Source organism: Paenibacillus sp. FSL R5-0908 (genome assembly GCF_038006245.1).
In the GTDB taxonomy this organism is placed as follows: domain Bacteria; phylum Bacillota; class Bacilli; order Paenibacillales; family Paenibacillaceae; genus Paenibacillus_AQ; species Paenibacillus_AQ odorifer.
This window is the reverse complement of sequence record NZ_JBBOUV010000001.1, coordinates 7353739-7367843: the sequence shown is the minus strand read 5'-3', so window position 1 is coordinate 7367843 and position 14105 is coordinate 7353739. Positions and strand designations below refer to the sequence as shown.

The window sequence follows — 14105 nt, the reverse complement described above, 5'->3', positions numbered from 1 at the left end:
TTTTACACCAAACGTAGTTATGACAAGGTATAAAAAAATCCCTCTCTGCGTAATAGAGAGGGACAGTAACTATTTAAGTACCAATTCATTAGAGCCTTATTAGATCATAACTGGTTGGTCTGTAAGAGCTGCGTAGGTTTAGTAAGCAGAGCAGGCCTCGCCGCTATCCAAGCCACTGAGAGTGTGGTTATAACACATAGGCCAATCCCATAAATCACCCATTTAACATCAACCAGGACAGGTAACTTGAACATAAGTTTTAGAGCTACAGTCGTTAACAACAAAGCTATCCCTGTACCAGCAGTTCCTGAGACTAAAGATAAAACAAAGTTCTCTAACAAGATTGACCGTAATGTCTTACCATTGGATACTCCCACTGCTTTGATGATTGCAATTTCTCTGCGTTTTCTTAAAAGGCTTATCACAATTTGATTCCCGATGGTAAGTATCGCTGTAATGAAGGCAAATAAAGTCACTATAGAGAAGAATACACTTATCATACGTATCATTGAATTTAAGCTTTCGGAGGCTGTACTTGATACTGAATACGCCATAGCGGATGCTGGAAGTACACCGTTTAATTCAGAGAGTAAACCCGTAGTCAGGGTCCCTCCGTCAATAGAAAACATTACCCGGTTAGGCGCCCCATATTTAGACAATATATCTTTAGTTGTTCTCATACCTACTGTTTTTACGAACCCTGATTCAAAAAAGCCAACAATTTTGAAAGGAATCTTCTTTTCTCCCATTGTAACTTCAACTGTATCGCCTGTCTTAATTCCCAACTGTTGATAATCTTCCAATAATAATGCGGTCTTGTGCGATGAATCATCTTCTATAAGGTCACGTCCACCAATAATGGAATAGGACCTTGATGCAAGTGAAGGGTCAACACCTTCAATGCTCAATTTATTGGAAGCGAAGAACTTATTCCCGTCTGACTTTTGCTGAAAAAGAGAAGTTGCTTCACTTCCGTTAATTGAACTTAAAAGACCGTTCATCTGGACACCCTCTGTCCACTTTTTAATATCGAGAGATTGAAAAGCTTCCTTGACTGCTTCAGACTCTACTAAGGAGCTTGTGATGAGTAGATTTCCTTTGGCCTCGGTCTCTAACTGTTGACTGACAGACTGAGTTAAGTTATCAGCGAAAAGTTCGCTTGATACTGCTGATGCAACACCAACACTCAAGATAAGAGCCAATAGTCCGTATCGTTTTCTTCCAGATGATAAATTATGAAAAGGGATAAACCAACGAGGAGAGATGAGTTTCCTCATGCTTCCAACCACTCTGAAAATGAAAGAGAAAGCAGAAGAACATACCTTCACAAATATACTTACCAATATAATAATCAGTAGAATCCCTAAAAAAGATAGAACGACTCTAGAACTAATGGATTCGGTTGAACCCAGAAAAAGTGTTTTTTGTAAGTAGAATGCTACAACTAGCGAAATCAGTAATAATAAGAGTCCTCTTTTCCAAAAGCGTACCCGATAAGAAGGAATCTGATGGTTTCCTTCAAGCAATAGCTGCATAGGAGAGACGATGAGCATTCCTTTTAGAGGAATCCATGTTGATATCAGTGCCATTAGCATTCCTACTGCGAAGGTAACAATTGTGACTTTCCATGAAAACTCCCAAGACAACGGTATAGCTAACATTTTGCCTACGTAAGAAGTTAACCAAGTACTCACTAGAAGACCTGTTACTATTCCAGTAATAGTTCCTATCGTCCCGATAAGAATACCTTCTGTTAAAAAGGTACCGGCAACTGAGCGAGAGCGTACACCTATTGCCTTCATAACTGCAATATCGCCCATTCTAGTGCTCATTGCCTGCTTCATTGTATTTGAAACTGTCAAAGCGCTGATTCCCAGTGCAAGCAGACTGAACAATTGTAAAAGTAAAAGAAGGGTCTTGGCTTGAGCCAAGCTTTCGTCTGTCCGCTCTTTCGTGTCCGTTAGTGTAGCACTTGGCAGATGCTTCTCAAGTTCTGCTTGCCAAGAAGTCTTTGGTGTGCCCGCTTTCCAATGGATAAGAATTTCATTTGTGCTTCCGGCTGGAGCGTTTAGCAGATTAGCTGCTTCATTCAACGGAAGATAAGCAGCTCCAAAAATATCCGCATCTCCGTAAGACTCTTGAACATTAAGTACTAATCCTTTTACCTTGTACTCATGCAGACTTCCATCAGACGCGCTCGGCAACCAAATTTTTTCTCCAACCTTTACCTGTAGGCGATCTGCTGCATTATCAGCAAGAAGGACCTCATTTGCTTGAAGTGAACGGATGCCAGGATATTGATTTTCCCCATAATAAGGGTAAGTCTTCGTATCAATTCCCTTCAAGATCACGCTTGTTGTTTTATTTTTGGATTGCACCATGCTCTGTCCGACATATGAAGATGAATGGCTGTCGATTTCTCCCATGTCTTGGAATATATCATTCACTATATTGCTCTGTAGTGGCTTAAGGTAGGACTGGACTAATACATCCCCACCTAATAGCAGTTTGGCAGAATTCTCAATAGAACGTGGCGCCAATTCAGATAATAGGAACATACTAAAGAAACTTGCACTTCCAATAATGAGAGACAATATAGTGAAAATTGTTCTTAATTTGTTACGTAATAAACTTCTCCCGGCAGAGCTCAGCCATATCATCAGATATTCACCTTCCTTTACTCAGACAAGGATCCTCAGTTTCAACCCTTCCATCTCTAATGTAAATCACTCGGTCGGATTTTGAAGCAACCTCTGGATCATGGGTAGCAATAATGAAGGTCATTCTCATTTGCTGTTTTAAGCGGAAGATAAGGTCAAGAACTTTCTGTCCGGAATCACGATCTAAATTGCCGGTTGGCTCGTCAGCAATGACTAGAGAGGGCTTATTAATCAGAGCTCTTGCAATAGCGACACGTTGCTGTTGTCCGCCGGATAGTTGATTAGGCAGGTGCTTCATCCGATCGCCCATCCCCACAAGCTTCAACATTTCTTCTGCTTTTTTACGTATTTCACTATGTCGGGTGCCTTTGATGCAGAACATGGGAAGCATTACATTTTCAAGAGCGGTCATTGTAGAGATTAGATTGAAGGATTGAAAAACAAACCCAATTTTTTGTGCGCGATAATCAGAAAGTTTTTCTTCAGATAAAGATTCGATTGACTTACCCTCAAGTGCGATTTTCCCTGTACTAGGCTTATCTAGGGATCCCATAATCCCAAGCAGGGTTGATTTTCCGCTGCCGCTGGGTCCCATAATGCTTACAATCTCACTTTTGTAAAACTTCAGATTTATTCCCTTAAGAACAGATATTATGCCGGCTTCGGATTCGTACTCTTTGTTAAGATTTTGGATGGCCAGAATCGGTTGTTCTACAATCAACTGAATTTTCCTTCTTTCTGTTAATTTTTTTAATAAGTAATATGGTGAAATGAAGAATTAATATCACAATCACTATCAAAAGGCCTTTGAAGTTTGTCCAGTTCCAAGAATGAAAGAGGGAAGTAAATGAAAAAATAAAACGTAACATATACATTAAAGCAATGCTGAAAACAATTAAGTATAAAGAGGAATACGCTAAAAACACTTTCTTGTAAGTACTGCTCATATTGATAATATTTAATCTAAATTTCTCGCGGAAAAGTCGTTTCCTACATACATATCCCAATAATCCTTGTTTTACCAATGTAAAAGTTCTAGTATGCAGGTTGGGAATTCCGAGGATATCTGTAAGTACCCAGAAACCATCAAGACGTAATAATGGATTTAGATTGCTAATAATGGAAAGCAAAATAAAATGGTTGGCAGTAAATAGTATATTGCTCCCTGTTATTATAGATGATAATTCATATATAATAAATATCCATAATTGAAAATATATACCTCCAAGGTCGATCACTACTCGCTCTTTTCTACTTGCTTTCCAAGCATCACTCAAATCCACGAAAAGAACAGGGGCTAAAAAAAACAATCCGATCCCCATATCTCTTGGTTTAACATTATATTTAAAAGCCGCCACTGTATGCCCAAATTCATGGAATATAGCCGAAAACAAAATCATGAAAAAAGTAATAATCCAAAAAAGATAAGAACCTAAATCTGCTTTATTTGCAGAAAGACTTAAATTTATTATGTAGTTGTAGAGGGCAATACTCATAAGAACTCCAAAAATACAAATACCTTTTAAAGAAAAAAGATGCTGAAAGGGTTGGGAACAGCCTTCCAGTCGGCTTGCATTTAATAGTGGAGTACGAAAACGGATGGCCGAGGAATGTTCTGCTATTTTTTCGCTCCCTACAACGATACCCTTCTCAGTTAGAAGATGTTCTAATAAATATTGTAGCTCTTCTAAGCGTGGGGCAACTTCATATTTCTCTAATAATTGCTCAGAAATCTCTAAAAGCGACTTTTTTCCGTCCATACAGTTAAAAATGGTTAAAATCTTTTCTGTTACTTTCATTTGTAGACCATTGTCAAAGTGAACTAAATAGCGAGCCCCCTCTTCCCAAACATCCATTTCATGGATAATATAGGGTATCAATTGGGGATATTTTGTTGCTGCTATCGCATTCATAATTATCCCCCTCTTTCTTTAGACGGTACCCAATTCTTCGAAAAGGTGTTTATTATGTTTGATATAAACATCTATTGTTTCATTGGCATAATTACAATAGGGCTTTGTAATATCTCCATTCCTCATTAAATTGGCATAAGCACAACCACCACCACAAAAGAGAGAGATAGAGCATTCCGTGCATTCCTTGGAATCTGTAATTCCCCGGTCCCATTGCTGATGAGCTTCAGAATTCAGCTCATATTTTGGGAAAAATGATCCAACGGCGGTCTCTGCACGGCCTACAGAGTCGGGACAGGCATAGATAAGTCCTTCTGTCCCAAATGAATAGAAACGTTGTTCGCGCGCGCTGCATTCTTTAAAATGTGGAACACTAGTGACCCCCGAGGAAGTACAAGCATCCATATCGTCCATCCTGCTCCAATCAAAAGATCGGATCGTGTTTCTAATTCGTGAGGTGCGCATGTTTATCACTGATCCCAGTCTTGCGTTGTATTTATCAATAAAAGAATCCAAGTCGCCGAACATTTCATATAGGGCTATCAACAGTTCATGTTCAGGTAAGTGGTCGGGCATTGGTTCACTGAAGTGATTAGTAACAGGCGTGACTTGCCAACCAAAGTGGGGGAACTTATTCCAGCCCTTTTGTTCAATGAAATTAGCCAGTTCGACCAGATGACCCAGATTTTCTTTGTTAACATTTGTCCTAGTAGCAACGGCAAAGCCTCGTTCCAGGGCCATATCAATATTTTGGACTATACGATCAAATGTTCCTTGTCCACCAGCCATGATACGCCGTTTATCGTGAACAGCTTTGGGGCCGTCAAGTGAAATTTGAAAGAAATCCCATTGGTCACGGTAAGGTTGAAAAATATCTAAAAATTGATGCAAGAATGTCCCGTTAGTAATAGCGCACATACGGAAACCATATTCATTAACAGCACGTTCTACCACTTCTTTAACTGTATTTTTAGTCTGCGGAAGAAGTGGTTCTCCTCCATATAAAACCATACGATGTTGTGCTCCTATGAAGCGGCCACGATTTTCTTCCATTTTAATAATTTGAGTAATAGCTTCGAACATTTTGGTTATTTCATCTGAGTCTAATGCATGATTATGGTCATGAATTTGATGGCCTTGATAGCAATAGGGGCACCTTAGATTACAAGCATATGTTGTACAAACATTGAAGGTCATACCCCATTTACTCTTTGCCGTCATTTTTTCCATTGCATCTTTAACTTTAAAAAGTATTTGTTGTTCTTCTGCAAGGCTATGAAAGATATACCCTCTTTTTTTGAAAAAAGTAAGTAGTTCAACCTCATCTTGATTATCTCGTTGCAGATTAGTCTGTTCAATCCGATCTAGCCGTTCCTTTACTAGACCATCCACTACATCTACTGCTCCACTAAGAGAATTAATCAAGATATAATTCCCATTGTTAATAGGATGAATAGAATTATATGTGCTTTTGATCATGATTTAACCTCCTCGTATTGTGCAGCTTCCTCCTGCAATTCGTGTAGATATTGACCAAGCATGTTCTTTGCATCCGGACAACAAGGAAGGTCCAGATCTCCGTATGTTGATAAAGCTTGTGCAGCGCAGCCGCCGCCGCAAATCATTGCTGCAGAGCAGTCTTTGCATTTGGGTATTTGTAGAACATTAAAATTTCTCCATTGGTCAAAAACGGGTTCCTTCGTAAAAACAGGGGAGAACTGGCCGATGCGATATTCTGATTTTCCCACTAAATCCGGACATGCATACATATTATTATCAGGTCCAAAAGCATAGGTTTTTCCTTCAGTAGCCTCACAGTAGACAAGTTGTGGCGAAATAATCCCAACTCTATCTTGTAATTCAGGATCAAGTAACATGCCTGTCCGGAAGAAACGGAACATTTCAGGACTAAGGCCGATCTTCTTTTGTTTTTCAAGTTCTGTAAAGTTAGGGACGTGTCGGATTAAAGACTTTGCAATCTCATAACCTTTCATCAAAGTAGAACTCAGACCTAGACAAGTATGATCTGTTACAGGAGCAAAGGTTATTGAGAAGGAAGGATGCCCGAAGAAGCCGCATTGATGATAGTACTTTATTAACTCAGGTACAGTTTTAATATTAGTTTGATCTATATTAATCCGGATCATAACAGGGATGTTACGGTTTAATAATTCATTAACGCCTTGGTGTATCCGTTGAAATGTACCCTGTCCTCCAGATAAAAAGCGCCGACTATCATGTATTTCCTCAGGGCCATCGACAGAAACCATAACACTTAAACAATCGCGAAAGCGTTCTAAAATGTCGGCGTAAGCTTTCAAGTGATAACCATTTGTATTACAACCGATTATAAAATTTCGTTTTTCCGCTTCTTCGCAGATTTTTTCTACCATGTTCTTGGCGGGAGGTAAGAGGGGCTCACCTCCGAATAGGTTAATTAATCCTTTGTCCATTCCGCTTTCTTTATGCAGAATATCAATTGCGGAAAACGCATGCTCTATTTGTTCTTCGGTAATGAAGCGTGTACTCTCATGAAGCAAATGATCTTCAAAGCAATATGTACAACGAAAATTGCAGGCATAAGTCGGACAAATAATATAATGCATGAATTGATCATAATTCATGATTTGTGATGCTTGGTTTAATCGTCGCTCCTTATCTTCATTATTCTCAAAAATGTAGCCTCTCCTCAATAAGAACTCGATATCGTCTTCTTTAAGCTCAGGCGGGTAATTAGATAGTTCCCAACTCTTTGCTGAATCCAGTAAATCAAGCATTTCTGCAGAGAAAAAATCTACAGCACCTGTCAAAGTATTGATAACAAGGTTTTTTTCATCAAACTCATATCTTAAATGGTATTTATTTACTATCATGATATTTTCACCTCTATACAATTTTGGAATTATTAAAAAATATTGTTTAATTGTATAATTTATTGTGAATCACTTATATTGGGTATTAAAGAATTATTCGTAAAAAAAAGCCGCAGAGAACGGCTTTTTTCATCGACTCAAATTTGGAAACAACAATTCCAGCAACAAAGATTAATGCAGGCCATTTCGTCACGATTTTCCAATGTTTCTACCTGATCAAATAATTCTGTCCATAGATCCTTGTCGTCGTTCACGGAGCGAGTTTTGAACTGATTTTCACTCGACATATGTAAACCTCCTTTATATTATTTTTATCTAGAAGAAAGATGCTTTTAGATAAAATTGTTAACCCAAACCTAATGACATCCATTGATTCTTTAGATACCCTAATAACCCATTTATTTACAATGTTATTCTATAATTTTAAATCTACTTATTATGTGAATTTAGTCACAAAATCAAAACTCTTCCAAAATTTTCGAAATAAATGTATTAAATCTCAGTGAGGAATTTAAGTTGAGGGAATTCCTGCTCACTAGAGATGCGGTAAACTAGATGCCTTGACTACTAATATTTGCATTAAATATTACCTAAATCGTATTTATCGAGGAGGAAATAACAGGAACAAAATTGAAAAAGTATACCCTATAGCAGCACTGACCGGGAGGATGGCATGCAATTTCAACCAATTTATTATAATGGGGAATTATTTCTACCGAAGATCGAATTAAATATGACACCGAACCAATCGGTTGGCATCATAACGGACTTGAAGCGAAAGCAGCTTTTAATGAATCAATTAGGGGATCATTCCCAATATTATTTATTTCGGGCTGGGCAAAACGAGTATATGCGTTTAACGGTGGAGGAACTAATCACTTTTCTAATCAGAGTAACGGAGAGGAATGAGCGTGCCGCTTCGTTGATAGATTATTTTGCTTTAAAAGAAGAACGGAAGGTAAAGATCAAGGATCTAAGCTCATCGAAAAGAATGTATGTGACCTTGCTGCGTGTATTTTTTGCGCATCAGTCTACACTTGTACTGGAGGAACCCTATTTTTACTTGGAAGAGCAAGATTGTCGTCAACTCAAACGGATTCTGGATGATCTTTCACAAGAAAAGCAGATTTTAATTTTAACTTCGAATTTAGAGGATGCCCTTATTTCCTGTGATGCCATTTATCGGTTGAACGAATCGGGATTTCATCCATTGGATATTCGGGACTTCGACGAGGATAAGCAGGAAGTTCAGAAACAAGACGAGGCCAATATAACCTTGCAGAAGATCTCTACCAAAAGAAATGACAAAGTGATTTTATTTAATCCGCCTGAAATTGATTTTATAGAAAGTGTAGAGGGGTCAATCCTTGTTCATGTGGACGGTGAAAATTATGACTGTGCGTTGACGCTGACCGAGCTCGAGCAGCGATTATTAAATTTCGGTTTTTTTAGGTGTCACCGATCCTACATTGTTAATCTGCAAAAAGTAAGAGAGATTATTACATGGACGAAAAATAGCTACAGCTTGCGATTAAATACAGGTCAAGATGCCGTGGTTCCGTTATCCCGTTCAAAATTGCCTGATTTAAAAGCACTTCTTAACATTTAAAGGGTACCATTCAGGCGCTTACAGCTACATTTCGGCGCGTTTTGATGGCAGGAAGCATGTAATCTGTATATGTTTAAGCCATCAACACTAAGGATGTGGAGTTAATGAATGTTATCCGGGTAGAACGTATCCGTAAGAGATTTGGAGAAAAGGATGCGTTAGCAGATGTTTCTTTTTCAATTCCTAAGGGTGAAATTTTTGGTTTCCTTGGCCCGAGTGGCTCAGGCAAAACAACATTAATTAAGATTCTAACGGCACAGTTAAATCCGACAAGTGGACAGGCAAGTGTATTTGACCAGCCGGCGGAGATGATGCAGCAGTCTGCTCAGAAGATGCGTTTTGGCATTTTGACGGATAACAGTGGTCTATATGAGAGGTTAAGTATTGAGGAAAATCTGGAGTTGTATCGTAAGTTATATGATCTTCCCAAATCTGCGGTCGACAAGGTGCTGCAGTTTGTAAACTTAAGCGGGGAGCGCAAAAAGAAAGCTAACCTCTTATCCAAAGGGATGCGTCAGCGTGTCATGCTGGCATGCGCGATTATCCATGAGCCGGAATTATTATTCCTGGATGAACCAACTTCGGCTCTAGATCCGGTAAACACAGCACATATCTATAAAGGCTTACGCTACTTAAATGAGAAAGGAACTACGATTTTTCTGACTACGCATGATATGTCTGAAGCAGAATTGATATGCAACCGTGTAGCGATTCTGTATCAGGGTCAAATCCAAACCATCGGTTCACCGAAGGAACTTAAACGGCAGCACCGGGAGAACGTAATTAGTGTGGACTTAATCAATGGGGAAACCTACGAGCTCCCGATCGATGAGGGGGCGGCTGACCAAATCGCGGATTGGATGAAGCGGGGGCTAATTGACCGGTTAGAAACGAAAGAGCCAAGTCTAGGTGATATTTTTATTAAAATGACAGGAAGTGAGCTACTATGAGTATCTCATACAAACGTGCCCGGGCGATATTTGTGAAGGATTACAAAGAGTTTTCACGTAACTACGCGCTGTCCATTATGCTGATTTTTCCTATTATTATTGCTCTGATTTTCAAGAGGGCAGGTGCGTCTTTACCTGGAGCCAGCGGTTTTCTTTTTAATAGTTCGTTTGTATTGCTAACATGTTTCGCACAAGCCTGCTTGATTGCGGAAGAGAAGGAACGTAACACTTTACGGTCATTAATGATGACACCGGCTACGACCATGGATGTACTAATCGGTAAAAGCAGTTTGGTCTTTGTCATGTCTGCTGTTGTTCTCGCTATTTCTACATTATTATTTGGCTATGAGCCAGCTAATATATGGGCATTTGTGGCAGTAATCATTCTTTCGATTATTCTGTACACTGCAGCCGGGACGATCTGCGGTTTATTCTCCAAGACGTTGCTTGAATCCTCATTATCTATACTCCCTGTGGCGTTCATATTTATGGGGGCACCGTGGGGAGAAGTACTAGTGAAGGATTATCCGGTCTTCAAAGTGCTGGATTACATGCCAAGCAGTCAGCTTGTGCATCTGCTGGGTCTAAGCAATACAGGTTATACGACGGGCGATGTAGTGAAACCACTCCTCATTAATTTGGCATGGACGGTTGTGCTAACAGTAGTGTCTGTCATTTTATATCAGCGGCGGTTGAAGGACGAGTAAGGGAGCTCTGAAGGGACTTTAGCCAGCCTTCGGTGGGTCTTTGGTAGGGTTGAAACAAGCCGACTGAGACTATACGACGATTATTTTCCAATTGAGGCTGTGATGTTGTCATGACGGGGCCTGCCGGGTAATAAAGATGATTAGAACTTTCAAATTTGGCTGATTTTGGATTGGGAGCCAAGGAAACGGGGGAAAGATCATGGCGGCACAGACAGTATCAGGCATCAGCTCCGTACAGACCATTGCGGCCTACGGCGGTACACAGAGTGATGTCAGTTCTCTGGAGAAACAGCGAAACCGGCTGATGATGGAACTGGATAAAGTGAATGCGGCACAAGGAAGTGAGATGCAAACTCCTTATCGCAGGGAGCAGCTGCAGCGGCAAATCCGGCTGCTGGAGTCCCAACTGGTACAGAAAAGCGGGAGCAGTACCTCCGTAAATTTTGTGCCTGCTTCTCCGCTTCAAGATCACCTCCCCCTTTGGGGAAATGAAGGAAAGGGAGGCCTCAAGGGCATCGGCCTGACTGATCCCCGGACGGCGACGGTGGACGCGGAGGGTCATTTCGACGCGTTAATTTAGGCAAGCGAGCGAAGGTGCGGAAAGCGTCAGGTGATGAACTGACACTCCATAATCATGAGGCTAGCTAGCCGAGCTTCCACCGAGAAGACCCGCAGCACGGTAAAAACAACAAAATAGGCGAGAGGGAAGCTTCAAAACTTCCTCCTCGCCTATTTGTGTTCATGCAGTTGCTTAGGGTTCAACTATTTTATTCTGGTGTTCCTTGGGTTACCCCATGGATATACGAGAGCGTCGGGGAATCGACGGCCCCTTGTCCCGGATTATAGGTGAAGGAGTACTCGATGGTATCCCCGTGTTGCAGGTGATTTACAGGGTAGGTATAGCTACCGTTCCCTGCCGGGGTCATGGCTACGTTTAGCTGCCCACCGTTATTCAACTTATAGTGTAAGTCGGCAAAGGTTGCGCCGTTCACATAGAACAGCAGGTCGTCACCTATTTTCTTCAGGCCCCGCACCTCATCGCCGACAATGATAACACCGGATGATGCTGCCGGTACAACAGTGATGGTGGAGAGGGCTGTTTTATTACCGTCGGCTGTTGTAGCCGTTACGGTTGTTGTGCCTGGAGTGAGTCCCGTCACGAGACCGTTCGGATTCACGGAAGCGACGTTGGTACCTGATACGGTCCAAGTGACCTGCTTATTGGTTGCATTAGACGGGGCAACATTGGCGTTCAACTGCACAGTCTGTCCGACCTCCACCTGCGCAGTGGTTTGATTCAGAGAAATACCGGTAACCGGCACGTTTACCGGATTCTCGCTGTTGCCTTCTTTATAGACACGAACATAATCCACTTGCATTGTTGCAGGAATATCCGACGGATCTGGGGTATGCCCGCTGTCGAAGTGCCCGCCGATCGCCAGATTCATAATGATGTAGAAGGGTTGATCGAATGGGGCGTTCGGATTGTTAGGTGCAGCTACGGAATACCATTGATCTCTACTGACTTTAAAGAAGAACTTGCCGTCCACATACCATTTCATATTATCTTCTTCCCAGATCATGGAGTACACATGATAATCATTGGCGAAGGTCTGACCTTCAGGGAAGTGATACTCACCAGCAATATATCTGTTTACAGGCCATTGTCCGCCAAAGTGTATGGCCCCGCTGGTCGTGCCGGGCAAGCGTCCTTTGGCTTCCATAATATCAATTTCCCCGGATGCGGCCCACGCTCCATAAGCGGCATCTTCCGGAAGCATCCAAAGTGCTGGCCAAACGCCGTTACCTGTAGGCAGCTTAGCACGAATATCTACTCTGCCGTACTGGAAGGACAATTGATCTTTGGTGTTAATCTTGCCGGATGAGTACTGGGCATACCGGCTTGGGTCCTGTGGAAAGGATTTTGAATCGTTCAAAGCTCTGATATTCAGCTTTCCGTCCTGTACAAATACATTTTGTGTACTGTCTGTATAGTGCTGCAGTTCCGCGTTGCCCCAGCCCCAGCTATTCGGATCGTCAGTAATATAATAACCTTGTTCGTAACTCCATTTGCTCGTATCGAGTGCTGTTCCGTTAAATTCATCCTGCCAAATGAGATTCATGCCCTCTATCGCCGGGTCGTTTGGTGTTCCGATGGCAATGTCATCATGATCGGATACATCCGGACGTGGGGCATCTGGATTGCCGATAAAGGTATAGTTGACGTAATTATTGCCGACACTTCCGCCCGCCTGTCCATTTAATGGATAGCCAATACGGATTTGCACATCCTCTTGGACGGGCTGGAACCAAAGCCCATAGATGTAGTCAGCCCAATAGCCCCACTGGTTGGCATCGGACATGTTGTTATAGCCATTGCCGGCGTATACAAATCCGCTCTGGCTGGAATCACTCATAGCAACCCATTGTCCGTTGATGTTAATTTGGTATACGTAATTTCCTAGTTCAGTGCCTATTGGAGCGCCCCCATCAATCTTAGGTAGCGGTACACCTATTACACCTTTTGCATCTGCGGTAAAGGTCGTTCCCTCATAAGGAGTTAAGACATATGAATTTCTTACAGGTTTATTAAAGGTGAGGGTATAAACGACGTTAGCCGTTGAGGTTTTCGATTCTAACTTGACGTTGATAGACTCTGCTACGGTGAACCAGTAGCCGCCGCCGCCTTCGGTGAATTGTCCGAAGTTGTTATCATAGATCCAGCCGCTGGCTGCATTATTGTCAATATCAATCCATGTACTGCTGCTTACAGGTTTTACATATACCTTCAGATCTTCAGCTACGGCTTCATAGGTAACGGCCGGATCATTGTTGAAGGTAGGATAAGTAAAGCCTGCACTTCCTGTAAATCCTGCTGAAATCTGCGGCCCTTGTGTAGGGGCCATAGCAGTAATGGTCGTTTTGTTTATGTTTTGAAATACCAGGGTGTAATCAAGTGTAACTCCATTAGCCTTGGAGAATAGCTGAATCTCCGTTGTTGAGGAGAGAGTGAACCAATAGCCATTCAAGCCACCGTCGCTCCAGTGTCCCCAATTTTGGTTGTAGGTATAGCCGCCTGCAATGTCAATATTCACCCAGTTTCCAGCAACTTTTACTTTTACACCGACGTCATCGGAAACATCATTCCAGGTGGCAGAGCCCCCATTGAATGTAGGCATGACGAAACCATAGCTAGCTTGCCCAACCCCTGATTTTGAGATGACAGGACCGTCTGCCGCTGAAAAGTAAGACATAGAGGTAACTGTGGTTCCTGCTGCCTGCACCTTCGAAGTCGGCAATAGACCAACCCCGGCCAACAGTACTACTGCTAAGAACAAACTAAATACCTTCTGCTTAAAACCACTTTCCGTATTGTAAATTCGTTTCATACTT

11 protein-coding genes are annotated in these 14105 nt (G+C 41.6%); 4 read left to right on the top strand and 7 right to left on the bottom strand.

Features of this window, described 5'->3' with window-relative positions:
• Window positions 1-104 precede the first annotated feature (104 nt).
• The 6 genes from MKZ09_RS33645 to MKZ09_RS33620 form a co-directional block, all read right to left on the bottom strand.
• Complete coding sequence (locus MKZ09_RS33645; protein ID WP_081394185.1) at window positions 105-2660, bottom strand: FtsX-like permease family protein; 2556 nt, start codon at window positions 2658-2660, stop codon at window positions 105-107.
• Window positions 2661-2667: 7 nt separating this feature from the next.
• Window positions 2668-3381: an ABC transporter ATP-binding protein gene (locus MKZ09_RS33640; RefSeq protein ID WP_036682398.1), complete on the bottom strand. Its 714-nt coding sequence runs from the start codon at window positions 3379-3381 to the stop codon at window positions 2668-2670.
• Window positions 3341-4573: a hypothetical protein gene (locus MKZ09_RS33635; protein WP_052097394.1), complete on the bottom strand. Its 1233-nt coding sequence runs from the start codon at window positions 4571-4573 to the stop codon at window positions 3341-3343. Before MKZ09_RS33635 ends, MKZ09_RS33640 begins: the two co-directional genes overlap by 41 nt.
• Window positions 4574-4591: 18 nt before the next feature.
• A complete protein-coding gene (locus MKZ09_RS33630) occupies window positions 4592-6052 on the bottom strand; it encodes a radical SAM/SPASM domain-containing protein (RefSeq protein ID WP_036682397.1) in 1461 nt (486 codons plus the stop codon).
• Complete coding sequence (locus MKZ09_RS33625) at window positions 6049-7446, bottom strand: radical SAM/SPASM domain-containing protein (RefSeq protein WP_076202224.1); 1398 nt, start codon at window positions 7444-7446, stop codon at window positions 6049-6051. Before MKZ09_RS33625 ends, MKZ09_RS33630 begins: the two co-directional genes overlap by 4 nt.
• A gap of 137 nt (window positions 7447-7583) precedes the next feature.
• Window positions 7584-7733 carry a hypothetical protein gene (locus MKZ09_RS33620; protein WP_179089519.1) on the bottom strand — a complete coding sequence of 50 codons (150 nt, stop codon included), beginning with the start codon at window positions 7731-7733 and terminating at the stop codon, window positions 7584-7586.
• A gap of 386 nt (window positions 7734-8119) precedes the next feature.
• On the opposite strand from MKZ09_RS33620, the gene MKZ09_RS33615 reads away from it, so the two are divergent.
• The 4 genes from MKZ09_RS33615 (at window position 8120) to MKZ09_RS33600 (ending at window position 11292) form a co-directional block, all read left to right on the top strand.
• Window positions 8120-9055, top strand: coding sequence for a LytTR family transcriptional regulator DNA-binding domain-containing protein (locus MKZ09_RS33615; protein ID WP_076202221.1), 936 nt, complete (start codon window positions 8120-8122; stop codon window positions 9053-9055).
• Between the two features lie 104 nt (window positions 9056-9159).
• Window positions 9160-10005 carry an ABC transporter ATP-binding protein gene (locus MKZ09_RS33610; RefSeq protein WP_076202218.1) on the top strand — a complete coding sequence of 282 codons (846 nt, stop codon included), beginning with the start codon at window positions 9160-9162 and terminating at the stop codon, window positions 10003-10005.
• Complete coding sequence (locus MKZ09_RS33605; protein WP_038573909.1) at window positions 10002-10712, top strand: ABC transporter permease; 711 nt, start codon at window positions 10002-10004, stop codon at window positions 10710-10712. Before MKZ09_RS33610 ends, MKZ09_RS33605 begins: the two co-directional genes overlap by 4 nt.
• Before the next feature lie 199 nt (window positions 10713-10911).
• Window positions 10912-11292 carry a FlxA-like family protein gene (locus tag MKZ09_RS33600; protein WP_038573907.1) on the top strand — a complete coding sequence of 127 codons (381 nt, stop codon included), beginning with the start codon at window positions 10912-10914 and terminating at the stop codon, window positions 11290-11292.
• Window positions 11293-11479: 187 nt separating this feature from the next.
• Here the strand turns inward: MKZ09_RS33600 and MKZ09_RS33595 are convergent, their stop codons facing one another.
• Entirely contained in the window at window positions 11480-14101 is a 2622-nt protein-coding gene (locus MKZ09_RS33595; RefSeq protein WP_076202215.1) for a family 16 glycosylhydrolase, read from the bottom strand.
• Window positions 14102-14105 lie beyond the last annotated feature (4 nt).

What these genes read in the sequence shown, in the direction of transcription:
- MKZ09_RS33645 (WP_081394185.1), bottom strand. Translation starts at nt 2,660, where the DNA reads ATGATATGGCTGAGCTCTGCCGGGAGAAGTTTATTACGTAACAAATTA.
- MKZ09_RS33635 (WP_052097394.1), bottom strand. Translation starts at nt 4,573, where the DNA reads ATGAATGCGATAGCAGCAACAAAATATCCCCAATTGATACCCTATATT.
- MKZ09_RS33630 (WP_036682397.1), bottom strand. Translation starts at nt 6,052, where the DNA reads ATGATCAAAAGCACATATAATTCTATTCATCCTATTAACAATGGGAAT.
- MKZ09_RS33625 (WP_076202224.1), bottom strand. Translation starts at nt 7,446, where the DNA reads ATGATAGTAAATAAATACCATTTAAGATATGAGTTTGATGAAAAAAAC.
- MKZ09_RS33620 (WP_179089519.1), bottom strand. Translation starts at nt 7,733, where the DNA reads ATGTCGAGTGAAAATCAGTTCAAAACTCGCTCCGTGAACGACGACAAG.
- MKZ09_RS33615 (WP_076202221.1), top strand. Translation starts at nt 8,120, where the DNA reads ATGCAATTTCAACCAATTTATTATAATGGGGAATTATTTCTACCGAAG.
- MKZ09_RS33610 (WP_076202218.1), top strand. Translation starts at nt 9,160, where the DNA reads ATGAATGTTATCCGGGTAGAACGTATCCGTAAGAGATTTGGAGAAAAG.
- MKZ09_RS33605 (WP_038573909.1), top strand. Translation starts at nt 10,002, where the DNA reads ATGAGTATCTCATACAAACGTGCCCGGGCGATATTTGTGAAGGATTAC.
- MKZ09_RS33600 (WP_038573907.1), top strand. Translation starts at nt 10,912, where the DNA reads ATGGCGGCACAGACAGTATCAGGCATCAGCTCCGTACAGACCATTGCG.
- MKZ09_RS33595 (WP_076202215.1), bottom strand. Translation starts at nt 14,101, where the DNA reads ATGAAACGAATTTACAATACGGAAAGTGGTTTTAAGCAGAAGGTATTT.